Here is a 22,925-nt window from a genome sequence, read left to right on the forward strand (position 1 = left end):
CCCGAGGCCTCAGGGCGTCTGCGCGTTCGTCGGCCCGCCGGCCGGCCCACTCGTGGGAGCGTCCGTCGGGGCACCCGTCGGCAGCCCCGTCGGCACCTCGGCCGGGAGGTCGGACGCGGCCGCCTTCGTGAGGGTGTCCTTGAGGCCCCCGCTCCACGAGACGACGAGCGTCGTGCCGTCGTTGGACACGACGGAGCCCTTCGTGCGGGCGGTGTCGCCGTCGCCGCAGGTCAGCGTCACGGCTCCGGCCTCCGTCGCCGTGCCCTGGCAGACCCGGGCCTCGGCGATCACCAGGGCGCGGCCGTTCTTGACGGTGAGGCTGACGGGCTTGCCGCCGGTCAGCCCCGCCCAGGACCCGTCGAGCGCGGCCGTGGGGCCGGCCGCGGAGGCGGTGGGGGAGACCGCGGGGGACGGGGCGGCGCTGCCGCCGCCGGCCGCGCCCGTCCCCTTGTCCTTGCCCGGTCCGCCGTCGCTCTTGTCGCCGCTGCACCCGGTCAACGCCAGGGCGGCGGCGAGGCCGGCGCCCACGATGACCCCGGCCCGTACGCGCTGGTGCACGTTCCAGTCCCCTCGTCGGTGTCGAGACGCGCGACAAGCTACCAGGCGGTAGTGCGGGGTATCACCAGGACGACTTGGTCACTCCGGGCAGGAATCCGGCGTGGGCCTGCTGCCGGAGGTTCACCCGTGACAGGCCGAACCTCCGCAGATGGCCGCGGGGGCGGCCGTCCACGCTGTCGCGGTTGCGCACCCGGGTGGCGCTGGCGTCCCGCGGCTGGCGGCGCAACTCCGCCTGGGCGGCGAGCCGTTCCGCCTCCGGGGTGGTCGGCCTGCGGATGAGTTCCTTCAGCTCGGCGCGCCGGGCGGCGTACCGCTCGACGACGGCCTTGCGCCGCTCATTGCGGGCGATCTTGCTCTTCTTCGCCATCAGACCTTCACCCCGCGGGCGCGGATCCTGGCCACGGCGGCCTCGATGCCGATGCTGTCGACGGTCTTGATCGCCTTGGTGCTGAGGGTGAGCCGGACGTACCGGCCCTCGCTCGGCAGCCAGTAGCGCTTGCGCTGGATGTTGGGGTCGAAGCGCCGCGACGTGCGCCGGTGGGAGTGGGAGATGCGGTTGCCGAAGCCGGGCTGGGTGCCGGTCAGCTGGCAGTGGGCGGACAAGGGTGACCTACCTCTCTGATCGCTGTCTTGGTAATGGAAACCATTTCCATTTACTCTAACCCCATGGCCCGCGACGAACTCCGCCCGATCATCAGGCTCCGGTCCACGGCAGGGACCGGCTACACCTACGTCACCCGCAAGAACCGTCGTAACGACCCCGACCGCATGACGCTGCGCAAGTACGACCCGGTCGTCGGCCGCCACGTCGATTTCCGAGAGGAGCGCTGAGCGCCCGATGAAGTCCGGCACGCACCCCACCTACGAGCCCGTCGTCTTCCGTGACAAGGCAGGCGGCTTCGCCTTCCTCACCCGGTCCACCGCCACCAGCGACAAGACGGTGGAGTGGGAGGACGGCAACACCTACCCCGTCATCGACGTCGAGATCTCCTCCGCGAGCCACCCCTTCTACACGGGCCAGGCCCGTGTGCTGGACACGGCCGGCCGCGTGGAGCGGTTCGAGCGGCGCTACGGCACGCGCGAGGCCCGCTGATGCTGTCCGTCGCCCTTGTGGGCGGGCTCCACTCGGAGGCCCGCGCCGCCGCCGTCGCGCGGCTGCTCACCACCGTTCCGGGCAGCGTGGCGCTCCACCACGACCTGGCGACCGCCGCGGACGGCAAGGTCGTCCGCACCGTGCGGGACGCCGGCGGCGTCCTGTCCACCGGCGAGGCGCCGCTGGTCAACGACTGCGCGTGCTGTGCCCTGCGCGAGGACCTCGTGCCCGAGCTGGAGCGGCTGGCGGACGCCGGAATGACCCGGCTCGCGATCGTCGAGCTGTGGGACTCGGTCGAACCCAAGGCCATGGCCGAGGTCGTCGCCGCGGCGGGCCTGACCGTCACCTCGGTCATCACCGCCGTCGACCCGGCGCTGCTGCTGCCCTACCTGGGCAACGGCGACGACCTGAGGGACGCGGGCCTCGCGGCCGCCGCCACCGACCGGCGGACCGTCGCCGACACCTGGGCGCGCCAGCTGGAGTACGCGCCGGTGCTCGCCGTCGCCGAGAGCCCCGAGGCCGACGACGAGGACCGGGCGCTGCTCGCCCAGCTCCACCCGACGGCCCGCCAGGTGACCCTGGACGGGGACGGACTGGCGCGGGCCGCGCTCGCCGGCTTCGACGTGGAGGCGGCCGCGGCCGCCCAGCACCCGGCCTGTGCGCTGCTGCCGCACGAGGCCGACGCGCACGGCGTCGGTACGTACGTCTGGCACCGCCGCCGTCCCTTCCATCCCGAGCGGCTGTACGCGGCGCTGGAGGACCTGTGCTGCGCCGCCGCCCGCAGCCGCGGCCGATTCTGGCTCGCCGACCGCCCCGACACGCTGCTGGCCTGGGACGCAGCGGGCGGCGCGCTGTGCGTGGAGAACGCCGGACCGTGGCTCGCCTCGCTGCCCGACGCCGCATGGGAGATGGTCCCGCCGGTCCGCCGGGCGGCCGCCGCACTGGACTGGGAGCCGGAGCACGGCGACCGCTGCCAGCACCTGGTCTTCACCTCACCCGGGCTGGACCGCGAGGGGCTCGCCGAGCTCCTCGACTCCTGCCTGCTCACCGACGCGGAGTACGCCGCGGGCCGCGAGGCCTGGAAGAGGCTCCCGCCCGCGTTCGACGCCCTCCTGGAGGTCTGAACCCATGTCCCCCCGCCGGTCCCCTGACCGCAAGCCCGCCAAGTCCCGCCCGAATCCGCTGGATCGCGACGGCATCACGTACATCGACTACAAGGACACCGACCTGCTGCGGAAGTTCATCTCCGACCGCGGGAAGATCCGCAGCCGCCGGGTGACGCGGGTCTCCGCCCAGCAGCAGCGGCAGCTCGCCCGGGCGATCAAGAACGCCCGGGAAATGGCCCTGCTGCCGTACTCCTCCGCGGCGCGCTGAACGGCTTCGCCGGCCGAGTCCGGGAAAGCGCTCCCATTTCCCGGGATCCTGAACGGCGTCCCGTACGTCTCTACCCGTAGACACGATGCGTCGACGGGGGCTGTAATCACGGGAACACCCCACGTGCACGTGCATCTGCTCATGCAGCTGCATATGAACACAGCTATGATCCGGCATAGTTGACACATGCACCATGCATCTCGGGGAGCGTCCTGTGCACGACGTGTACAACGGCATGGCGGCCACAGAGCTTCACGGGGTCGTCTGGCAGAAGAGCAGGCACAGCAACTCTCAGGGCTCGTGCGTGGAGTTCGCCAAGCTGCCCGGCGGTGATGTCGCCGTGCGCAATTCGCGGCACCCCGACGGGCCCGCGCTGGTCTACACGCCGGCGGAGATAGAGGCGCTGCTGCTGGGTGTGAAAGACGGGGAATTCGACCATCTGGTGGGCGGCTAGGGCGCTCTTCCGGATCGGGCCGGGGCCGGCCCGATCCGAAAGGAACGCCCTGGTCCGCTCCCGCACATGGAAGAGGCTCCGCGCGGTGCGGAGCCTCGGTCGTTCCGTCCTCGTCGTGCCGCGTACGGCTGGGGCGGGTTTCGAAGGTCCCGTCCGGCCGGGGGCGTCCCCGCCCTCCGGGCGGACGACGCCACTGTCGAAACACGCCCTGGCTAGGGCGCGTCCGTCAGGCGGAACAGCGCCCAGACCACCTTGCCGTGCAGTGTTCCCGCCAGGGGGTGCCAGCCCCAGCTGTCGCTGAAGGACTCCACCAGGAACAGTCCCCGGCCCGACTCCGCCGAGAAGTCCTCCTCGGCCTCCCGGGCCGAAGGGTTGTCCGGGCTGGGGTCGCGCACGGCGCACACCAGCCGGCTCGCCCAGCGCATCAGATGCAGCCGGACGGGCGGGTCCTGCGGGTTGTCCCGGGGGGTGTCGGCGGGCAGCGCGTGCCGGAGGGCGTTGGTGACGAGTTCGGAGACGACGAGTGCGACGTCGTCGAACCGGTCGGTCAGCTCCCACTGGGCGAGGGTCGCGCTGGTGAACTGCCGGGCACCGCGCACCGCTTCGTAGCGGGCGGGCAGCGCGCAGGAGGCGGACGTGGAGACGGAAGCGGCATCGATCGGCGGCAGCCCCTGCCTTAACGGCTCGAGCACGGTCGATCCATTCGTCCCCATGCGAGGCACTCCCGGGATTCGCGGCTGTGGTGCTACAACACGAACGAGTACGCAGGTGCGCGGGGACCATCGTTCCGAATGCGACCACCTGATGCAAGGGCAGATGCACGTGCACGTGCCCGGCCTGTCCGGCCCCGTGCCGATTGCTGGGCATATCTTCCGCCCAAGACTTTCCGGGTCGAGGGGCGAAGGCACGCCACTCGGGGTCAAGCCTTCCTCTTTCCGTAATCGAATGAGTACGGGCTGAAGCGTTTTGGTGGCAGAATCCGGCACCTCGGGGTTCGGGGGTGCCTCGTCGTACACATCAGCGATGGGGAGGGTTGGAGACGTGACCGCAACCGAATCAAGCGGTTCCGTGGTGCGGCGCATCCTGCTGGGTTCACAGCTGCGGCGGCTGCGCGAGTCGCGCGGCATCACGCGTGAGGCCGCCGGCTACTCGATCCGGGCGTCCGAATCCAAGATCAGCCGTATGGAGTTGGGCAGGGTGAGCTTCAAGGCGAGGGATGTCGAGGACCTGCTCACGCTCTACGGCGTGACCGACGAGACCGAGCGCGAGTCACTCCTCGGCCTCGCCCGAGAGGCCAACGTCGCCGGCTGGTGGCACAGCTACGGCGACGTGCTGCCCGGGTGGTTTCAGACGTACATCGGCCTGGAGGGCGCCGCCTCCCTGATCCGCATCTACGAAGTGCAGTTCGTGCACGGTCTGCTGCAGACCGAGGCCTACGCCCACGCCGTCGTCCGGCGCGGCATGCCCGGCGCCTCCCGCGCCGAGATCGACCGCCGCGTGGCCCTGCGCCTGGAGCGCCAGAAGGTGCTCGTCTCCGAGCGGGCACCGCACTTTCACGCCGTTCTCGACGAAGCGGCCCTGCGCCGCCCCTATGGCGACCGCGAGGTGATGCGCGATCAGCTCAAGCATTTGATCGAGGTCTCCGAGCGGCCCAACGTCACGCTCCAGGTGATGCCCTTCAGCTTCGGCGGCCACGCGGGCGAGAGCGGTGCCTTCACCATGCTCCGCTTCCCGGAGTCCGACCTCTCCGACATCGTCTACCTGGAGCAGCTGACCAGCGCGCTGTACCTGGACAAGCGCGAGGAGGTCGCGCAGTACGAGCGGGTCATGGATCGGCTGCATCAGGACAGCCCCGGGGCCGAGGAGAGCCGCGATCTCCTCCGAGGACTCCTCCAACTCACATGAAACGTAAGTACGATGACGTCTCGTCATGAGCGGTGCGTGCGACTGCGCCTCCGGAAGGGATGGCATGTCCTACTTCACAGACCTGGCCCTGCAGTACATAGACGGTGAGTGGCGGGCCGGCGGCGGCTCGTGGGACATCATCGACTTCAACCCGTACAACGAGGAGAAGCTCGCCTCCATCACCATCGCCACGGTCGACCAGATCGATGAGGCGTACCGGGCGGCCGAGCGGGCCCAGCGCGCGTGGGCGGAGACCAATCCGTACACGCGCCGCGCTGTTTTCGAGCGCGCCCTGCGGATCATCGAGGACCGCGAGGAGGAGATCGCCGAGGCGATCATCGCCGAACTCGGCGGTACGCGGACCAAGGCCGGCTTCGAGCTGCACCTCGCGAAGGAGTTCCTCCGCGAGGCGCTCCACCTGGCGCTGCGTCCCGAGGGACGGATCCTCCCGTCGCCGGTGGACGGCAAGGAGAACCGTCTCTACCGGGTCCCGGTCGGCGTCGTCGGCGTCATCAGCCCCTTCAACTTCCCCTTCCTGCTGTCGATCAAGTCGGTGGCCCCCGCTCTGGCCCTCGGCAACGCCGTGGTGCTCAAGCCGCACCAGAACACGCCGATCCTCGGCGGCAGCCTGGTCGCCAAGGTCTTCGAGGAGGCCGGTCTGCCGCCCGGTCTGCTGAACGTCGTGATCACCGACATAGCGGAGATAGGCGACGCGCTGATCGAGCACCCGGTGCCCAAGGTCATCTCCTTCACCGGCTCCGACCGGGTCGGCAGGCACGTGGCGACCGTGTGCGCGGCCAACTTCAAGAAGGCCGTCCTGGAGCTCGGTGGCAACAGCGCGCTCATCGTGCTGGACGACGCCGACATCGACTACGCGGTCGACGCGGCGGTCTTCAGCCGCTTCGTGCACCAGGGGCAGGTCTGCATGGCCGCGAACCGGGTGCTCGTGGACCGCTCGATCGAGCAGGAGTTCACGGAGAAGTTCGTGGCCAAGGTGGCCTCCCTCAAAACGGGCGACCCGGCCGACCCGGCCACCCACATCGGCCCCCTCATCAACTCCTCCCAGGCGGAGGCGGTCACGACCCTGGTGGAGCAGACCGTCGCCGCGGGTGCGACGGCCCTCGTGCGCGGCGAGACCCAGGGCAATGTCGTGGCGCCGACCGTCCTCTCCGGTCTGCCGGCCGACTCGCCGGTCCTCACCCAGGAGATCTTCGGTCCGGTCGCCCTCCTCGTGCCCTTCGACGGCGAGGACGAGGCGGTGCGGATCGCCAACGACACCCCGTACGGCCTGAGCGGTGCCGTCCACACGGGCGACGTCGAGCGCGGTGTGCGGATCGCCCAGCGCATCCACACCGGCATGATCCACATCAACGACGGCACGGTCCACGACGAGCCGATCGTGCCCTTCGGCGGTGAGAAGCACTCGGGTCTCGGGCGGCTGAACGGCGAGTCGACCGTGGACGCCTTCACCACGCACAAGTGGATCTCGATCCAGCACGGCCGCAGCCAGTTCCCCTTTTAGGACAGCCGCTGACCGCAATGGTCCGTAGCGTGGTGGATGTCGGCAGGGCACAGGAACCGCGAAAGGCGGACGGATCATGGTCACTCTCGTTCCGGCGGAGAAGCACGGCGACGAGCGCGGAGCGCTGCTCTCGTTCATCGAGGCCCAGCGCGAGGCGCTCCGCCGGGCCGTACTCGGGCTGACCCCGGAGCAGGCCTCCTCGCGGCCCAGCGCCAGCGAGCTGTCGCTGTCCGGCCTGCTCAAGCACGTCGCCGAGGTCGAGCTGAACTGGCTGAGGCTCGCGCAGCAGAGGCCGAACGAGCGGCAGCGGAGCCGGGAGACCTGGGCGGAGGCCTTCCGGCTGACCGAGGACGAGTCGATCGAGGGCGTGCTGGCCTTCTGGGAAGGCGTGGCCAAGGAGACCGAGGAGTTCCTCCGCTCGGTGCCCGGCCTCGACGACACCTTCCCGCTGCCCGAGGCGCCCTGGTTCCCCAAGGACGGCCGCGTGTCCATGCGATGGATGGCGATGCACCTGGTCCAGGAGATGGCCCGGCACGCGGGGCACGCCGACATCATCCGGGAGTCACTGGACGGAAAGACCTCGTTCGAGCTGATCGCTGCGGAACGCGGCTAGGCGCCCGGCCCCCGGTACCCTGGTCAAAATTGACCAGGTGTGCGGGAGGGGTGCTGATGTCGGCGATCCGGTTGCTGGTCCTCGGGGCCGTGCGCCAGCACGGGCGCGCGCACGGCTACCAGGTCCGCAACGACCTGGAGTACTGGGGCGCGCACGAGTGGTCCAACGCCAAACCCGGCTCGATCTACCACGCGCTCAAGCAGATGGCGAAGCAGGGACTGCTGCACGCCTACGAGACGGCGCCCAGCCCGGCCGGGGGCCCGCCCCGCACCGAGTACGAGATCACCGGCAAGGGCACCGAGGAGTTCTTCGCGCTGCTGCGCGAGGCGCTGACGGAGTACGACCAGAAGACGGACAGCCTCTCGGCGGCGATCGGCTTCATCGTCGACCTGCCCCGCGCGGAGGCCGTCCAACTCCTGAAGCGGCGGATCGAGGGCCTGGAGCGGTGGCGGGCCGGCGTCGTCGAGTACTACACCCCGGCCGACGGGCCCGAGCAGCTCGGGCACATCGGCGAGATCATGAACATGTGGCTGCACTCCGCCGACGCCGGAGCCGCGTGGACGCGCGGTCTGATCGAACGGATCGAAGGCGGGGCGTACACCTTCGCGGGCGAGGGCGAGCCGTTCCGCGGGGTGCTCGCGGAGGGGCAGGAGAACCCGTACGCGACGGGGACGGCCCATCCGGGGGACGCGCACTGAGCGGCGCCGGCCGCTGAAATCCCCGCGCGCGGGCGCCCGGGCGCCCGCGGAGGTCCCGTTCCCCGGCGCCCGGCGGAAGACCGTTCTCCGGCGCCCGCGAAGGTCCCCGGCCCCGGCGCGGCGCACGGCCGCCCGGCGCGCCTGCCCGGCCGCTCGGGGCGCCCGGAGAATCGGGCTTGCACCTCACGTCGCGTGAGGGCTCAGGCTGAGACGCGTACCGACCAGAAGGGAGCGGGGAGCGATGGGCTACTCCGTGGGACAGGTCGCCGGTTTCGCCCGGATCACGGTGCGCACGCTGCACCACTACGACGAGATCGGGCTGCTCTCCCCGAGCGGCCGCAACCACGCGGGCCACCGGCGTTACGACGACGCCGACCTCGACCGGCTGCAGCAGATCCTGTTCTACCGGCAGCTCGGCTTCGCGCTCGACGAGGTCGCGGCCCTGCTCGACGACCCGGACGCGGACCCGCGGGAGCACCTGCGGCGCCGGCACGAGCTGCTGACCGCGCGGATCGCCGAGCTCCAGAAGATGGCCCAGGCCGTCGAACACGCGATGGAGGCGAGGAAGATGGGGATCAACCTGACCCCCGAGGAGAGGTTCGAGGTCTTCGGGGACAACGACCCCGAGCAGTACGCGGAGGAGGCCGAGCAGCGATGGGGCGGCACCGAGGCCTACCGGGAGTCCCAGCGCCGCGCCGCCCGCTACACCAAGGCGGACTGGCAGCGCATGCAGGACGAGGCGGCGGACTGGGGCGCCCGGTACGGGGCCCTGATGGCCGAGGGCGAGCCGGCCACCGGTGAGCGGGCCATGGACCTGGCCGAGGAGCACCGGCAGCACATCGTCGGCTGGTTCTACGACTGCACGTACGAGATCCACGGCTGTCTGGCGGACATGTATGTGGCGGACGAGCGCTTCACGCGGCACTTCGAGGGCATCCGGCCCGGCCTGGCCGAGCACCTGCGGGACGCGATCCACGCCAACGCCGCACGTCACGCGTGATCCCGCGGCACCCCGCGGTGCCCCCCGGACCCCCGGGGGGCACCGTGGAACCGGGAACCGGGGAGAAGCGTTGATAGCTTTGGGCAGCCGTCCCGCCCATCGACCCAGGAGCCCCGGAACCCGTGAATACGCTTGCGCTCGGACCGAGCTGGCTGGACCCGGACTATCTGATCCAGACCTTCGGCCTCATTGGCGTCCTGGTCATTGTCTTCGCCGAGTCCGGTCTGCTCATCGGGTTCTTCCTGCCCGGTGACTCCCTCCTCTTCACCACCGGCCTGCTGGTCACCACCGGCAAGCTCGACACCCCGCTGTGGGCGGTGTGCGGCCTGATCGTGCTGGCCGCGGTCATCGGTGACCAGGTCGGATACCTTTTCGGCCGCAAGGTCGGCCCGGCCCTGTTCAAGCGCCCGGACTCCCGCCTCTTCAAGCAGGAGAACGTCGAGAAGGCCCATGAGTTCTTCGAGAAGCACGGCCCGAAGTCGCTGATCCTGGCCCGCTTCGTTCCGATCGTGCGCACCTTCACGCCGATCATCGCCGGTGTGAGCCGGATGAACTACCGCTCGTTCATCACCTTCAACATCATCGGCGGTGTCCTGTGGGGCGCCGGCGTGACGCTGCTCGGCGCGTCGCTCGGCAAGATCGACTTCGTGCACCAGCACATCGAGAAGATCCTCGTCCTGATCGTGCTGATCTCGGTGGTCCCGATCGTGATCGAGTACCTCCGGGCCCGCTCGCAGAGCAAGAAGGCCGCCGGGTCCGAGGCCGGTCCTGACTCCGTTCCCCCGGCCCCGCGCGGCCGGCACGCCAAGCGCTGACGCCCGGCGGCCGCGGGCCCGGCGTCAGAATCCGCGCGTCCGCTTGGCCGCGCGGCGGGACGCCGCGGCCCTCGGGGCACGGATGAACAGCCGGGCCATCTCGCCGCCCAGGTTCACCCCGATCGCGATGGCCAGCGCCAGGGCCGCCGCCCGCGCCAGTGAGGCGAAGCCCGCGTCGATGTTGTTCTGCGCGATGTTCAGCACACCGAAGTACATCGCGCTTCCCGGCAGCAGCGGGCCGATCGCCGCCGTCACGTACGGCAGCGACGACGTGTGCTCGTAGCGGGCCATCAGCTGGCCGAAGAGGCCGACCAGACCGGCCGCGACCGCCGTCGCCAGCACCGCCGAGCCCCCGGCCGTCAGCGCTATCGAGGCATAGACCACCCACGCCACCGCGCCGTTCAGCGCCACGAACAGCACAGTGGAACGTTCCTGCTGGAGCAGGATCGCGAACGTCACGCACAGCACCAGCGACGCCAGGATCTGGACCACCGGCCGCTCCACCGTCCCCAGCGCCCCCTCCGGGTTGAGCTTCGCCTGGAACTGCACGCCCACGTACAGCACCGACAGCACGCCCACCACGATGGCGACGAAGAAGTACCCCACCTCCAGCAGCCGGGCCGACGCCGTGATGTAGAAGCCGGTCAGACCGTCCTGGACGGCCGCCACCAGCGCCCGCCCCGGGATCAGCGCGAACAGCCCACCGGTGATCACCGCCGACGGCTGGAGCCCCGAGTGCGCGAGGCTCAGCGTCACGCCCAGCGCGGCCGGCGGCACCGCCGCCACCACGAACTGGTAGAACTCCGGCAGCCCGCGCCCCGCGCACAGCCACGCCAGCCGGTCGCCCAGCATCGCGCCGGCCGCCGCCAGCAGGAAGACCGGGACCCCGCCGCCCAGCAGCACGGACGCCGCCCCGGCCAGCACGCCCGCCGCCAGCGTCAGTACCCAGCCCGGATAGGGATGGCGGTTGCGCCGGATCTCCGCCAGCCGCCGGTAGGCCTCCTCCAGCGAGACGTCGTAGTCGTCGGCGTTGAGGTCGGCGACCAGCCCGTAGACCGCGGACAGGCGCGTGTAGTCGGTGCCGCGCCGGCGCACGGTCCGGTTCGCCGTGACGGGGTCGTCCACCAGCGACGGCTGGTACGTGATCGACAGCAGCGTGAAGGTGACCGTGGGCTCGCAGCGGTCCAGACCGTACGAGCGGCAGATCGCGAACATCGCCGCCTCGACGTCCTCCGCGCCCTCGCCGCCCGCCAGCAGCAGCTCGCCGATGCGCAGCGTCAGGTCGAGCACGCGCGGTACGGCCGGCCCCGTGTCGTCCTGCCGCTGCACCGGCTCCGGCACCGGCCGCTCGCTCACCGGCATCCGCAGCATCGTGCGCATCCGGTCCTGCCACGGCGCGTCCTTCGACAGCTTTATCGCCGGGATGCCCTGCGCGGGTGTGAACGCGGGCGGCGACTGCCGCGCCGCGTACGTGGAGGGCGGCGCGAACGCCGACCCCTCCGGCTCCGCGGGCCCCTCGGGCTCCAGCCCCTCCGGAAGGGCGAACTCCGACGTCGGCTGGTCCTCCTCGCGGGGACCGGGCGGCTGCTCCACACCGGGCGGCGGTGTGAACGCACTGCGTGCCTCGTCCGACTGGGGCTTCCGGTCCTCAGGACCGGGACCGTCCGGCTCCGCCACTGTGCTCGTCCTCACTCCCATCCGACGCGTCTGCCCAGTATGGGCACGGCCCAGGCCTCCCACGCACCGCGGGCGGCGCACCCACAGGGTGCGCCGCCCGCGGCGGTTCGGCGAAGGGCCCGGTCAGTGGGCGCCGCCCTGCGCCTCCAGGCGCTTGTAGGACGCCTCGATCTCGGCCTCGGCCTCGGCGCGGCCGACCCAGTTGGCACCCTCGACGGACTTGCCGGGCTCCAGGTCCTTGTAGACCTCGAAGAAGTGCTGGATCTCCAGGCGGTCGAACTCGGAGACGTGGTGGATGTCGCGCAGGTGCTCCACCCGCGGGTCGGACGCCGGCACGCACAGCAGCTTGTCGTCGCCGCCCGCCTCGTCGGTCATCCGGAACATACCGATGGCGCGGCACTTCACCAGCACACCGGGGAAGGTCGGCTCGTCGAGCAGCACGAGCGCGTCCAGCGGGTCACCGTCCTCGCCCAGGGTGCCCTCGACGAACCCGTAGTCGGCCGGGTAGACGGTCGACGTGAAGAGGTGACGGTCCAGTCGGATGCGACCGGTCTCGTGGTCCACCTCGTACTTGTTCCGCGACCCCTTCGGGATCTCGATGGTGACGTCGAACTCCACGGGTGGCTCCTCCAAGATCAACACAAACCGGGGGTGCCGTGCTCACGGCACAGCTCAGTGGTTAAGTGTCCCTCACGCAACCGAGTGCTCGCGAAAGGGGCTGGTCAGCCGTGCTGGAGCCGAAGGTGTTGCAGCTCACCGCGGGCTCCACCGTGCTCGGCCTGCTCCTGGCGGCCGGAGCCGCGGCGCTCGCCGGCCCCTGGGACTCGGGTCAGCGTACGGCCGAGCGCGCCCGGGTGGCCGCACATGCCGGGACAGGTGGCGCACATCACGAAGCCGCCGGTCCCGACCGCCCCGCCCGCCCCGACGCGCCCGCACCGGCGCCCAGCGCCCCTGGAGTGCTCACCGCGCTCGGCGAACCGGACCCGCGCAGGGCCCCCGCGCCGGCGCCCGCCGCCCTCGCCGCCGTCCTGGACCCGCTGCTCGCCGCCCCCGGCCTCGGACCGCGGCGCACCGCCTCGGTCGTCGACGCCACGACCGGCAAGCAGCTGTACGGGAACGGGGCCACCACCCCGATGACCCCCGCCTCCACGATCAAGATCGCCACCGCGGTCGCGGCCCTCACCGCCCTCGGCCCCGGCCACCGCATTCCCACCACGGTCGTCGCCTCGCCCGACGCCCGCCGGGTCACCCTCGTCGGCGGCGGCGACCCCACGCTCGACCACGCCCGACTGCGGGTTCTCGCCGCCGACACCGCCCGCGCCCTGCGCGACCGGGGCGTCACCAGCGTGGGCCTCACCTACGACACCTCGCTGTACACCGGCGCCGTGCGTCACCCCATCGGGGTCAACGACAACATCGCCCCGGTCACGGCCCTGATGACGAACGAGGGCCGCACCGACGACTCGACCGCCGGGCCCGCCCCGCGCTCCGCCGACCCCGCCGGGGACACCGCCCGCACCTTCGGCACCCTGCTCGCCGAGCACGGCGTCACCGTCCCGGCCGCGCCCGCCGCGGGCCGGGCCCCCAAAAAGGTCACCCCCCTCGCCAGGACCCTCTCCGCGCCACTGTCGGCACTCGTCGAACGCACCCTGACCCACAGCGACAACGACCTCGCCGAGGCCCTCGCCCGCCGCACCGCCCTCGCCACGGGCCGGCCCGCGAGCTTCCCCGGCGCCGCCGCCGCCGTCCGGGCCCAGCTCACGAAACTGCGCGTCCCACTCGCCGGGGCGAACTTCGCCGACGGCAGCGGACTGGACCGACGTGACAGAGTCTCCGCCGCCCTCCTGACCGCGCTGCTCGCCCGCGCGGCGGAACCCGGACGGCCCGGACTGCGGCCCGTCCTCACCGGCCTCCCGGTCGGCGGCTTCACCGGCACCCTCCAGGGCCGCTACGGCGACGGCTCACCGGGCGCCGGCCTGGTCCGCGCGAAAACGGGCACCCTCACCGGTGTGAACACCCTGGCGGGAACGGTGGTGACCGCGGACGGCCGCCTGCTGGTGTTCGCGTTCCTCGCCGGGGACACCCCGTCGCCGTACACCGCGCAGCACGCCCTGGACGGCCTCGCCGCGGCCCTGGCTCCCGGCACGGCCCCCGACGCCCGTCCCGGTGGCTGACGCAGGACCCTGACCCGATCCGGCGCCGACCACGTACGGTTGACGCATGACGAGCATCGGTGGTGCCGAGATGGTCGACTGGAACCTCGCGGTGGCGACCGCGACCCGACTGGTCCGCCCCGGGCCCGAGGTGAGCCGGGACGAGGCCCGCGCCGTCGTCGCCGAACTGCGGCGGCACGCGAAGGCGTCCGAGGAGCACGTCCGGGGCTTCACCCGGATGATCCCCGCCGGGCACGAGCCGGAGGACACCCCCGTCCTGGTCGTCGACCGGGCCGGCTGGGTCAAGGCCAACGTCGCGGGCTTCCGCGAACTGCTCAAACCGCTTCTGGAGAAGATGCGGGAGCGGCGCTCCGGCAGTACGGGCGGCGCCGTGCTCGGCGCGGTCGGCGGCAAGGTGACCGGCGTGGAGCTGGGCATGCTGCTGTCGTTCCTGTCCTCGCGGGTGCTCGGCCAGTACGAGACGTTCGCCCCCGCCACCCGCGAGTTCCCCGCCGGCGAGAACGGCGGCGGCCGGCTCCTCCTCGTCGCGCCGAACATCGTCCACGTCGAGCGCGAGCTCGACGTCGCCCCGCACGACTTCCGGCTCTGGGTGTGCCTGCACGAGGAGACCCACCGCACGCAGTTCACCGCCGTGCCATGGCTGCGCGATCACCTGCAGGGCGAGATCCAGTCATTCCTCAGCGCGACCGAGATGGACCCCGCCACCGTGCTGGAGCGGCTGCGGGAGGCCGCCCAGGCCCTGTCCGGCGCCCGCCCCGAGGGCGAGGGGGACGAGGGCGGCCGCTCCCTCGTCGAACTCGTCCAGACGCCCGAGCAGCGGGAGATCCTCGGCCGGCTCACCGCCGTCATGTCGCTCCTGGAAGGCCACGCGGACTACGTGATGGACGGCGTGGGCCCCCAGGTCGTGCCGTCCGTGGCGGAAATCAGGGAGAAATTCCAGCAGCGCAGGGCCCGCGGCGCCTCCCGCCTCGACCTGGCGCTGCGCAAGCTGCTGGGCCTCGACGCCAAGCTGCGCCAGTACCGGGACGGGGAGCGGTTCGTCCGCGCCGTCGTCGACGAGGTCGGAATGGACGGCTTCAACCGGGTGTGGACCTCCCCGAACACGCTCCCGACCAAGGTGGAGATCGCCAAACCGGCGGACTGGATCGCGCGGGTGCACCGGAAAGCCGAGGGTGCACCGTAAAGCAGAGGGAGGAACCGGATCCGGCCGACGGCAGGAGAACGCCCCTCCAATCACCCATCCGAGGGACCGTGGGCGATGGGTAGGCGTGCAATGCTCGGGTATCGGCTGTGTTCTGTCACCATCGACGCACTCTGAGTGACCGAACCCCCTGCTCCGACCGTTAACACTCCGACCGAGGCACCCCCAACCTCACACGAAGGGCACCGGACATGGGTCCCCATCCTGCGGTCGCGGCGATACGCCTGGCGGTCCGCCGCGTACTCCACGACGTACTGACGCACATCCAGCAAGCCACAACCGAAAACCCGGCCACCTCCGCGGACCGGTCCGCCTCCCCCCTCATCCTCGTGGCCTGCTCCGGGGGCGCGGACTCCATGGCGCTCGCCTCCGCCCTCGCCTTCGAGGCCCGCAAGCTTTCCGTCCGCGCCGGCGGCGTCACCGTCGACCACGGCCTGCAGCCCGGCTCGGACCTCCGCGCCGCCGACGTCGCCGCCCGCCTCGCCGTCATGGGCCTCGACCCCGTGGAGACGGCCACCGTCACCGTCGGCCGCGAGGGCGGCCCGGAGGCCGCGGCCCGCGACGCCCGGTACGCCGCGCTGGACGAAGCCGCCGAACGGCTGGGCGCCGCCGCCGTCCTGCTCGGCCACACCCGCGACGACCAGGCCGAGACCGTGCTGCTCGGGCTCGCCCGCGGCTCCGGCATCCGCTCGCTCTCCGGCATGGCCGCCGTGTCCGGCGCCGGGCGGTACCGCCGCCCCTTCCTCCAGCTCGACCGGCAGACCGCCCGCAAGGCCTGCCTGGTCCAGTCCCTGCCGGTCTGGGACGACCCGATGAACGCCGACCCGGCCTACACCCGCTCCCGGCTCCGTCACGAGGGCCTGCCCGCCCTGGAGAAGTCCCTCGGCAAGGGCGTCGTCGAGGCCCTGGCCCGCACGGCCCAGCTCTGCCGCGACGACGCCGACGCCCTGGACGCCTGGGCCGCCCAGGCCGACACCACCGTGCGGGACGATGCCGGCGTCCTGGAGTGCGCGAAGCTCTTCGCGCTGCCGCCCGCCGTCCGCCGCCGCGTCCTGCGCCGGGCCGCCATCGCCGAGGGCTCGCCCGCGGGCTCCCTCTTCGCCCGTCACATCGAGGAAATGGACCGTCTGATCACCGGCTGGCGGGGTCAGGGGGCCATCAATCTGCCCGGCCGAGTCGTGGCACGCCGCCAGGGTGGCAGACTGGTCATTCGGCAAGGCTGACGCAGGCTGCAACGAAAGTGACCCGGGTGAACGAGAAAGACATGGGCACCGACCTCAAGTCGGTGCTCATCACCAAGGAAGAGATCGACGCGAAGCTGGCGGAGCTCGCCGCGAAGATCGACGCGGAGTACGCGGGCAAGGACCTGCTCATCGTGGGCGTCCTCAAGGGCGCCGTCATGGTGATGGCGGACCTGGCGCGTGCGCTGTCCACCCCCGTCACCATGGACTGGATGGCCGTCTCGTCGTACGGAGCGGGCACCCAGTCCTCCGGCGTGGTCCGGATCCTCAAGGACCTCGACACCGACATCAAGGGCAAGCACGTCCTGATCGTCGAGGACATCATCGACTCCGGCCTGACCCTCTCCTGGCTGCTGTCCAACCTCGGTTCGCGCGAGCCGGCCTCCCTGGAGGTCTGCACTCTGCTGCGCAAGCCGGAGGCGGCCAAGGTCGCGATCGACGTGAAGTGGATCGGGTTCGACATCCCGAACGAGTTCGTCGTCGGTTACGGCCTGGATTACGCGGAGAAGTACCGCAATCTGCCGTTCGTCGGCACGCTGGCACCGCACGTCTACGGCGGCTGAACAGCTGAAGCCCCGGTCTCGTACGGGAACCCAGGCCCCCTTCCCGCCGTTGGAGCATGGGAAGGCGGTCGCGGGTGACAATGCTGGGGTACCGTCCGAAGAACAGCTTTTTCTCATAGCAGCATTTACCTACGGGCAGGAGGGACGGGGCGTCATCGCCTCGTATGGATGGACGTGAAGCGATACTTCCGTGGGCCGGTCATGTGGATCGTGCTGGCCGTCCTCGCCGTGGTCGTGTTGATGCAGGTCGTCGGCTCGTCGGGCGGCTACAAGACGGTGGACACCGGCGAGGTCGTCCAGGCGATCGACAAGAACCAGGTCGACCAGGTCAAGCTGACCACCGGCGACGAGCAGATGATCAAGGTCGACCTCAAGGACGGCCAGAAGGTCAAGGGCAGCGACAAGATCCAGGCGAGCTACATCGGCAGCCAGGGCTCCGACCTCGCCGCCACCCTGCAGCAGAAGTACGAGGCGGGTGAGATCGACAAGGGCTACACGGTCTCGCCGTCCAAGCAGAGCCCGTTCGTCTCGGTGCTGCTGTCGCTGCTGCCCTTCGTGCTCATCGTCGTGGTCTTCCTGTTCCTGATGAACCAGATGCAGGGCGGCGGCTCCCGAGTCATGAACTTCGGGAAGTCCAAGGCCAAGCTCATCACCAAGGACACCCCGAAGACGACCTTCGCCGACGTGGCCGGGTCCGACGAGGCCGTCGAGGAGCTCCACGAGATCAAGGAGTTCCTCCAGGAGCCGGCGAAGTTCCAGGCCGTGGGCGCCAAGATCCCCAAGGGCGTGCTGCTGTACGGCCCGCCGGGAACGGGCAAGACGCTCCTCGCGCGCGCCGTCGCCGGCGAGGCCGGGGTCCCCTTCTACTCGATCTCCGGCTCCGACTTCGTCGAGATGTTCGTCGGTGTCGGTGCCTCCCGAGTCCGTGACCTGTTCGAGCAGGCCAAGGCGAACGCCCCGGCGATCGTCTTCGTCGACGAGATCGACGCCGTCGGCCGGCACCGCGGTGCGGGCCTCGGCGGTGGCCACGACGAGCGCGAGCAGACCCTGAACCAGCTGCTCGTCGAGATGGACGGCTTCGACGTGAAGGGCGGCGTCATCCTGATCGCCGCCACCAACCGCCCGGACATCCTCGACCCGGCGCTGCTGCGCCCCGGCCGATTCGACCGGCAGATCGCCGTCGACCGCCCGGACATGCAGGGCCGTCTGGAGATCCTCAAGGTCCACCAGAAGGGCAAGCCGGTCGCCCCGGACGTCGACCTGTCCGCCGTGGCGCGCCGTACTCCGGGCTTCACCGGCGCCGACCTGTCGAACGTGCTGAACGAAGCCGCGCTCCTCACCGCGCGCAGCGACAAGAAGCTCATCGACAACCACATGCTGGACGAGGCGATCGACCGTGTGGTCGCGGGACCGCAGAAGCGGACCCGGATCATGTCGGACAAGGAGAAGAAGATCACCGCGTACCACGAGGGCGGCCACGCCCTGGTCGCGGCGGCTTCCCCCAACTCCGACCCGGTCCACAAGATCACGATCCTGTCCCGCGGCCGGGCCCTCGGATACACGATGGTGCTCCCGGACGAGGACAAGTACTCGACCACGCGCAACGAGATGCTCGACCAGCTGGCGTACATGCTGGGCGGCCGCGCGGCCGAGGAGCTCGTCTTCCACGACCCGACCACGGGCGCGGCCAACGACATCGAGAAGGCCACGGCCACGGCCCGCGCGATGGTCACGCAGTACGGCATGACCGAGCGTCTCGGCGCGATCAAGTTCGGTGGCGACAACACCGAGCCGTTCCTGGGCCGTGAGATGGCGCACCAGCGCGACTACTCGGAAGAGGTCGCGGCACTGGTCGACGAAGAGGTCAAGAAGCTCATCGAGGCCGCGCACAACGAGGCCTGGGAGATCCTCGTCGAGAACCGTGACGTCCTCGACAACCTGGTCCTCCAGCTGCTGGAGAAGGAGACCCTCGGCAAGGAGGAGATCGCCGAGATCTTCGCGCCGATCGTGAAGCGCCCGGCCCGCCCGGCGTGGACCGGCTCCTCGCGGCGCACGCCCTCGACGCGTCCGCCGGTGCTCTCCCCGAAGGAGCTGGCGCTGACCAACGGCGCCGTCGGCGCCAACGGCAGCGCCCCGACGGACACCGCCCCGGCCACCGAGACGGTCCCCGAGGAGCGCCCCGAGGTCTGACCGGCCCAGAAGCACCCCGAGCGGCCGGACCCCAGGTCCGGCAGCCCCGGAATGAACGCCGCGCCCCCCAGGTTCTAGCCTGAGGGGGCGCGGCATTTCGCGTACTTCACGTACCACGGAACGAGGCACAGATGACCGACCCGGTGACGCTGGACGGCGAGGGCACGATCGGGGAGTTCGACGAGAAGCGAGCCGAGAACGCCGTACGGGAACTGCTCATCGCGGTCGGCGAGGACCCGGACCGCGAGGGCCTGCGCGAGACGCCGGCCCGCGTGGCACGGGCGTACAAGGAGATATTCGGTGGCTTGTGGCAGCGTCCTGAGGACGTCCTGACGACGACGTTCGACCTGGGACACGACGAGATGGTCCTGGTGAAGGACATCGAAGTCACCAGCTGCTGCGAACATCACCTGGTCCCCTTCAGGGGTGTCGCACACGTGGGCTACATCCCCTCGACCGCCGGCAAGATCACCGGCCTGTCCAAGCTGGCTCGCCTGGTCGACGTCTATGCCCGCCGACCCCAGGTTCAGGAGCGCCTGACCACCCAGGTCGCCGACTCCCTGATGGAGATCCTGGAGCCCCGCGGCGTGATCGTGGTGATCGAGTGCGAGCACATGTGCATGTCGATGAGGGGCATCCGCAAGCCGGGCGCGAAGACCATCACCTCGGCGGTGCGCGGTCAGCTGCGCGACCCCGCGACCCGCAATGAGGCCATGAGCCTGATCATGGCCAGGTAGCCCGGTCGCCGGTGCCGCCCGATACGGTCGGGCGATCTCCGGCGGTTGGCCGGCCAGGGGACCTGTCGGCCCGAGTGACACCCTCTGGAGCCGAGGGACTCCCAGGGGGCCGAGGACCTGGAGATCCGCAGGAGGCGATGCCCCGCGAACCGGGTCTCAGGACGGACGTGCCGCGCCCTGCCCGTGATTGTCCTCGTCCTCCGGGAGCTTGCAGACCCGCTCCAGGAAGAGCGCCGCCACGATCACCGCGATCCCGGTCAGCACCGAGAAGCCCGCGTAGATCGCCTGGTCGCGACGGGCCGGGATGTCGAGGGAGCCGAGCAGGAAGACTCCGGCGCCGCCGTACATCCCGCCCACCAGGGCCGCGACGAGGGCGCTGGCCTGGGCGAAGACCACCGCGCGGGCGGCCATCAGCGGCTCCACGCCCTTCGCGTCGGGCCTGCGCTCCCGCTGGGCGCGCAGCCGCGCCCGCAGGGAGAGAGCGGTGGCCGTCAGGACGACGGCGATCGCCGCCAGCACGATGGGCGCGGCGAGGGGGACGCTCGGCAGGGTGCCGAACGACTCCCACAGCCGCGCGCCGCCCCAGGACAGGACGCCGGCCACGAGGAACAGGCCGATCAGTACCTTGACCCGCAGTTGCTTCACCGGGTGTCCTTCGTGTCGTGTGCCGTACGGATCGGGGTCGGGGCTTTCCGCCGCGCGGTGGCTATTCGGGCAGGCGGAGGACCAGGTCGGCGCGGGGCAGCACGCCCTCCCGGCCCACTCCGGCGAGCAGCTCGGAGATCGCACCGGCGCCGGGCAGCTGGGCCTCGGGATCCACGTCGTGCCACGGGGCCAGCACAAAGGCCCGCTCGCGGGCACGGGGGTGCGGCAGCGTGAGGACGGGGTCGTCGGAGACGACGTCCGCGTACGACACGATGTCGACGTCCAGGGTCCGCGGGCCCCAGCGCTCGTCCCGGACGCGTGCGAAGGCCTCCTCCACGGCGTGCGCCCGCTCCAGCAGGGACGAGGGCGGGAGGGTGGTCTTCACCACGACCACCGCGTTGAAGTACGACGGCTGGGAGCCGGGGTCGACGCCCCACGGCTCCGTCTCGTACACCGGCGAGACGGCCTTCACGCGCAGGCCGGGCGTGTCCTCCAGGGCGTCGATGGCGCCCTGGAGCGTCTCCAGGCGGTTGCCCAGGTTGGAGCCGAGGGAGATCACGGCCCGTTTGGGGTTGGAGAGCGTGATGTCGGCGGCGTCGACCTGCTCCACCACGGAGGCCGGCACCGGCTGCACGGTCGGGTCGCTCTGCTGAGGGTTCATGCGCGGCTCCGGGTGATGGTGATGGTGACGTCGTCGAAGGGCACGGTGATCGGGGCGTCCGGCTTGTGGACGACCACCTCGACCTGCTGGACGCCGTCGTGCTTCAGGCACTGCTGGGCGATGCGCTCGGCGAGCGTCTCGATCAGGTCGACGGGCTCACCCTGCACCACGTCCACGACCTCCTCCGCCACCACGCCGTAGTGCACGGTCTTCGCCAGGTCGTCGTCGGCCGCGGCGGGACGGGTGTCGAGGCTGAGGACCAGGTCCACGATGAAGGTCTGTCCCTCCTCGCGCTCCCGGGGAAAGACGCCATGGTGCCCGCGGGCCTTCAGGCCGCGCAGCGCGACACGATCCACGCGAATCACTCCTGCTGTCGTTGGTCTGGCGGGCACGCGGCCGGGTGCGGTCGGCTCGCTGCCACCACTCGAATCTACCTGCGAGCACTGACAGTGTTGGCCCGCGGGCCCGCTCAACGGCTCGCTTACCCACTCACGAGGGGTTGTCGTCGTCCTCGTCGTCCCCCGATTCGGCCAGTACCGGCGAGCCGTGGTGCGACCAGATCTTCCAGCCGTCCGGAGTGCGGCGAAACACGTTGGTCGCGACGACGAGCTGTCCCACCAGCGGTCCGAGCTCGGCGCCGTCCTCCGCGGGGCCGCCGCTGAGGATGTTCTCCGTGCAGGTCACCAGTGCTGTGTCGGCGACGACGGACACCTTCACATCGGTCAGGAAGAACTGGATGTAGTCGGTGTTGGCCATGATCAGGGCGTAGGAGCGGAGCACCTCGCCCCGGCCGGTGAGGACCGGCCAGCCCGGGTGGACGCAGGAGATGTCACCGTGCGTGTCGTCGAGCCAGAGCTCCGAGATCTCCTCGAAATCTCCCCGTTCCAGCGCTTCGTAGAAGGCGGTGTTGGCGAGCTCGACCGCCTCGACATCGGTCCGGGCCTCGCTCACGTGGCGGCGCCCTCGACCGCGCGGGCCACCCGGACCGCGTCGGCGGTCGCCCGGACCTCGTGGACGCGGACGGCCCAGGCGCCCTCGTGGGCGGCGATCGCGGAGACGGCGGCGGTGGCGGCGTCGCGCTCCCGCGCGGGGGGCGGGGAGCCCTCGCCGTCGGCTAGGACGTGGCCGAGGAAGCGCTTGCGGGACGCGGCGACCAGCACCGGACGGCCGAGGCCGCGCAGCTCGGCGAGGTGGGCCACCAGGGCCAGGTCGTGCGGGGCCTGCTTGGCGAAGCCGAGGCCCGGGTCGACGACGATCCGCTCCGGGGCGACACCGCCCTCGACGACCGCCTCCACGCGCGCGCGGAGCTCGGCGACGACCTCGGCGACCACGTCGTCGTACACGGCCAGGCTGTTCATCTTCTCGCTGAAGCCGCGCCAGTGCATCACCACGAACGGCACCTCGGCGGCGGCGACGGACGGCACCATCTCCGGGTCGGCGAGGCCCCCGCTCACGTCGTTGACCAGCACCGCGCCGGCCTCCACCGCGCGGCGGGCGACCGAGGCGCGCATGGTGTCGACGGAGACCGTGACGCCTTCGGAGGCCAGGCCGCGCACCACAGGGACGACCCGGCGCAGTTCCTCGTCCTCGTCGACGCGGGTGGCGCCGGGGCGGGTCGACTCGCCGCCGACGTCGACGAGGTCCGCGCCCTGGGCGACCAGGTCCAGGCCGTGTTTGACGGCGGCCGTGGTGTCGAACCAGCGGCCACCGTCGGAGAAGGAGTCGGGCGTCACATTGACGACCCCCATGACCGCACAGCGGTCCCACTCCGGCAGGCCCCAGGCCGTGCCCCGTCCGCGCAAGC

General features: G+C 71.2%; 28 protein-coding genes. 17 read left to right on the forward strand and 11 right to left on the reverse strand.

Annotated elements, in window-relative coordinates:
* Positions 1 to 9: 9 nt before the first annotated feature.
* The 3 genes from ACY34K_RS28265 to rpmB all read right to left on the reverse strand — a co-directional run bounded on the left by ACY34K_RS28265 (position 10) and on the right by rpmB (position 1,161).
* A complete protein-coding gene (locus ACY34K_RS28265) occupies positions 10 to 558 on the reverse strand; it encodes a hypothetical protein (RefSeq protein ID WP_462752065.1) in 549 nt (182 codons plus the stop codon).
* 61 nt (positions 559 to 619) lie between these two features.
* On the reverse strand, positions 620 to 925 hold the full coding sequence (gene rpsN, locus ACY34K_RS28270; protein WP_462752067.1) for a 30S ribosomal protein S14: 306 nt from the start codon (positions 923 to 925) through the stop codon (positions 620 to 622).
* Complete coding sequence (gene rpmB / locus ACY34K_RS28275; RefSeq protein ID WP_462752069.1) at positions 925 to 1,161, reverse strand: 50S ribosomal protein L28; 237 nt, start codon at positions 1,159 to 1,161, stop codon at positions 925 to 927. The genes rpsN and rpmB overlap by 1 nt, the downstream gene beginning before the upstream one ends.
* 63 nt (positions 1,162 to 1,224) lie before the next feature.
* Between rpmB and rpmG the strand changes: the two genes are divergently transcribed.
* From rpmG to ACY34K_RS28300, 5 genes are all read left to right on the forward strand, one after another.
* Positions 1,225 to 1,389: a 50S ribosomal protein L33 gene (rpmG, locus tag ACY34K_RS28280; protein WP_462752071.1), complete on the forward strand. Its 165-nt coding sequence runs from the start codon at positions 1,225 to 1,227 to the stop codon at positions 1,387 to 1,389.
* A gap of 7 nt (positions 1,390 to 1,396) precedes the next feature.
* Positions 1,397 to 1,651, forward strand: coding sequence for a type B 50S ribosomal protein L31 (locus tag ACY34K_RS28285; protein ID WP_462752073.1), 255 nt, complete (start codon positions 1,397 to 1,399; stop codon positions 1,649 to 1,651).
* Positions 1,651 to 2,775, forward strand: coding sequence for a CobW family GTP-binding protein (locus ACY34K_RS28290; protein ID WP_462752075.1), 1,125 nt, complete (start codon positions 1,651 to 1,653; stop codon positions 2,773 to 2,775). The genes ACY34K_RS28285 and ACY34K_RS28290 overlap by 1 nt, the downstream gene beginning before the upstream one ends.
* Positions 2,776 to 2,779: 4 nt before the next feature.
* On the forward strand, positions 2,780 to 3,025 hold the full coding sequence (gene rpsR / locus ACY34K_RS28295; protein ID WP_462752077.1) for a 30S ribosomal protein S18: 246 nt from the start codon (positions 2,780 to 2,782) through the stop codon (positions 3,023 to 3,025).
* 214 nt (positions 3,026 to 3,239) lie between these two features.
* Positions 3,240 to 3,479: a DUF397 domain-containing protein gene (locus ACY34K_RS28300; protein ID WP_462752079.1), complete on the forward strand. Its 240-nt coding sequence runs from the start codon at positions 3,240 to 3,242 to the stop codon at positions 3,477 to 3,479.
* A gap of 212 nt (positions 3,480 to 3,691) precedes the next feature.
* Here the strand turns inward: ACY34K_RS28300 and ACY34K_RS28305 are convergent, their stop codons facing one another.
* Positions 3,692 to 4,192, reverse strand: coding sequence for an ATP-binding protein (locus tag ACY34K_RS28305; protein ID WP_462752081.1), 501 nt, complete (start codon positions 4,190 to 4,192; stop codon positions 3,692 to 3,694).
* A gap of 310 nt (positions 4,193 to 4,502) precedes the next feature.
* Here ACY34K_RS28305 and ACY34K_RS28310 point away from each other — a divergent pair, with 310 nt between their 5' ends.
* From ACY34K_RS28310 to ACY34K_RS28335, 6 genes are all read left to right on the forward strand, one after another.
* A complete protein-coding gene (locus ACY34K_RS28310) occupies positions 4,503 to 5,384 on the forward strand; it encodes a helix-turn-helix domain-containing protein (RefSeq protein ID WP_462752083.1) in 882 nt (293 codons plus the stop codon).
* Positions 5,385 to 5,448: 64 nt separating this feature from the next.
* Positions 5,449 to 6,906 (forward strand): aldehyde dehydrogenase family protein, encoded by a 1,458-nt coding sequence (locus tag ACY34K_RS28315; protein ID WP_462752085.1) that lies wholly within the window; start codon positions 5,449 to 5,451, stop codon positions 6,904 to 6,906.
* Between the two features lie 76 nt (positions 6,907 to 6,982).
* Positions 6,983 to 7,519, forward strand: coding sequence for a DinB family protein (locus ACY34K_RS28320; protein WP_462752087.1), 537 nt, complete (start codon positions 6,983 to 6,985; stop codon positions 7,517 to 7,519).
* 56 nt (positions 7,520 to 7,575) lie between these two features.
* Complete coding sequence (locus tag ACY34K_RS28325) at positions 7,576 to 8,217, forward strand: PadR family transcriptional regulator (protein ID WP_462752117.1); 642 nt, start codon at positions 7,576 to 7,578, stop codon at positions 8,215 to 8,217.
* 241 nt (positions 8,218 to 8,458) lie between these two features.
* Complete coding sequence (locus ACY34K_RS28330) at positions 8,459 to 9,217, forward strand: MerR family transcriptional regulator (RefSeq protein ID WP_462752089.1); 759 nt, start codon at positions 8,459 to 8,461, stop codon at positions 9,215 to 9,217.
* A 122-nt stretch (positions 9,218 to 9,339) separates the two neighbouring features.
* The gene (locus ACY34K_RS28335) at positions 9,340 to 10,032 is read left to right on the forward strand and encodes a DedA family protein (RefSeq protein WP_462752091.1); all 693 of its coding nucleotides are present in this window, start codon (positions 9,340 to 9,342) and stop codon (positions 10,030 to 10,032) included.
* A gap of 24 nt (positions 10,033 to 10,056) precedes the next feature.
* Here ACY34K_RS28335 and ACY34K_RS28340 read toward each other — a convergent pair whose 3' ends face one another.
* A complete protein-coding gene (locus ACY34K_RS28340; RefSeq protein ID WP_462752093.1) occupies positions 10,057 to 11,730 on the reverse strand; it encodes a threonine/serine exporter family protein in 1,674 nt (557 codons plus the stop codon).
* Between the two features lie 102 nt (positions 11,731 to 11,832).
* A complete protein-coding gene (locus ACY34K_RS28345) occupies positions 11,833 to 12,327 on the reverse strand; it encodes an inorganic diphosphatase (protein ID WP_462752095.1) in 495 nt (164 codons plus the stop codon).
* Between the two features lie 110 nt (positions 12,328 to 12,437).
* Here ACY34K_RS28345 and dacB point away from each other — a divergent pair, with 110 nt between their 5' ends.
* The 6 genes from dacB to folE all read left to right on the forward strand — a co-directional run bounded on the left by dacB (position 12,438) and on the right by folE (position 19,815).
* Positions 12,438 to 13,883 (forward strand): D-alanyl-D-alanine carboxypeptidase/D-alanyl-D-alanine endopeptidase, encoded by a 1,446-nt coding sequence (dacB, locus tag ACY34K_RS28350; RefSeq protein WP_462752097.1) that lies wholly within the window; start codon positions 12,438 to 12,440, stop codon positions 13,881 to 13,883.
* A gap of 46 nt (positions 13,884 to 13,929) precedes the next feature.
* Complete coding sequence (locus ACY34K_RS28355; RefSeq protein ID WP_462752099.1) at positions 13,930 to 15,066, forward strand: zinc-dependent metalloprotease; 1,137 nt, start codon at positions 13,930 to 13,932, stop codon at positions 15,064 to 15,066.
* A 209-nt stretch (positions 15,067 to 15,275) separates the two neighbouring features.
* Positions 15,276 to 16,307 (forward strand): tRNA lysidine(34) synthetase TilS, encoded by a 1,032-nt coding sequence (gene tilS / locus ACY34K_RS28360; RefSeq protein WP_462752101.1) that lies wholly within the window; start codon positions 15,276 to 15,278, stop codon positions 16,305 to 16,307.
* Between the two features lie 41 nt (positions 16,308 to 16,348).
* Positions 16,349 to 16,888, forward strand: a complete 540-nt coding sequence (gene hpt, locus ACY34K_RS28365) for a hypoxanthine phosphoribosyltransferase (protein ID WP_064067358.1) — start codon at positions 16,349 to 16,351, stop codon at positions 16,886 to 16,888.
* A gap of 168 nt (positions 16,889 to 17,056) precedes the next feature.
* On the forward strand, positions 17,057 to 19,078 hold the full coding sequence (ftsH, locus tag ACY34K_RS28370; protein ID WP_462752103.1) for an ATP-dependent zinc metalloprotease FtsH: 2,022 nt from the start codon (positions 17,057 to 17,059) through the stop codon (positions 19,076 to 19,078).
* Positions 19,079 to 19,209: 131 nt separating this feature from the next.
* Positions 19,210 to 19,815 carry a GTP cyclohydrolase I FolE gene (gene folE / locus ACY34K_RS28375; RefSeq protein WP_462752105.1) on the forward strand — a complete coding sequence of 202 codons (606 nt, stop codon included), beginning with the start codon at positions 19,210 to 19,212 and terminating at the stop codon, positions 19,813 to 19,815.
* Between the two features lie 156 nt (positions 19,816 to 19,971).
* On the opposite strand, the gene ACY34K_RS28380 is transcribed toward folE, so the two are convergent.
* The 5 genes from ACY34K_RS28380 to folP form a co-directional block, all read right to left on the reverse strand.
* Entirely contained in the window at positions 19,972 to 20,460 is a 489-nt protein-coding gene (locus ACY34K_RS28380; RefSeq protein ID WP_462752107.1) for a DUF3180 domain-containing protein, read from the reverse strand.
* A 61-nt stretch (positions 20,461 to 20,521) separates the two neighbouring features.
* Positions 20,522 to 21,121 carry a 2-amino-4-hydroxy-6-hydroxymethyldihydropteridine diphosphokinase gene (folK, locus tag ACY34K_RS28385; protein ID WP_462752109.1) on the reverse strand — a complete coding sequence of 200 codons (600 nt, stop codon included), beginning with the start codon at positions 21,119 to 21,121 and terminating at the stop codon, positions 20,522 to 20,524.
* Entirely contained in the window at positions 21,118 to 21,477 is a 360-nt protein-coding gene (gene folB, locus ACY34K_RS28390; protein ID WP_462752111.1) for a dihydroneopterin aldolase, read from the reverse strand. Before folB ends, folK begins: the two co-directional genes overlap by 4 nt.
* Before the next feature lie 133 nt (positions 21,478 to 21,610).
* The gene (locus ACY34K_RS28395) at positions 21,611 to 22,072 is read right to left on the reverse strand and encodes a nuclear transport factor 2 family protein (protein WP_462752113.1); all 462 of its coding nucleotides are present in this window, start codon (positions 22,070 to 22,072) and stop codon (positions 21,611 to 21,613) included.
* Positions 22,069 to 22,923 (reverse strand): dihydropteroate synthase, encoded by an 855-nt coding sequence (gene folP, locus ACY34K_RS28400; RefSeq protein ID WP_462752115.1) that lies wholly within the window; start codon positions 22,921 to 22,923, stop codon positions 22,069 to 22,071. Before folP ends, ACY34K_RS28395 begins: the two co-directional genes overlap by 4 nt.
* Positions 22,924 to 22,925: the final 2 nt, after the last annotated feature.

Source organism: Streptomyces sp. STAM6 (assembly GCF_054963715.1).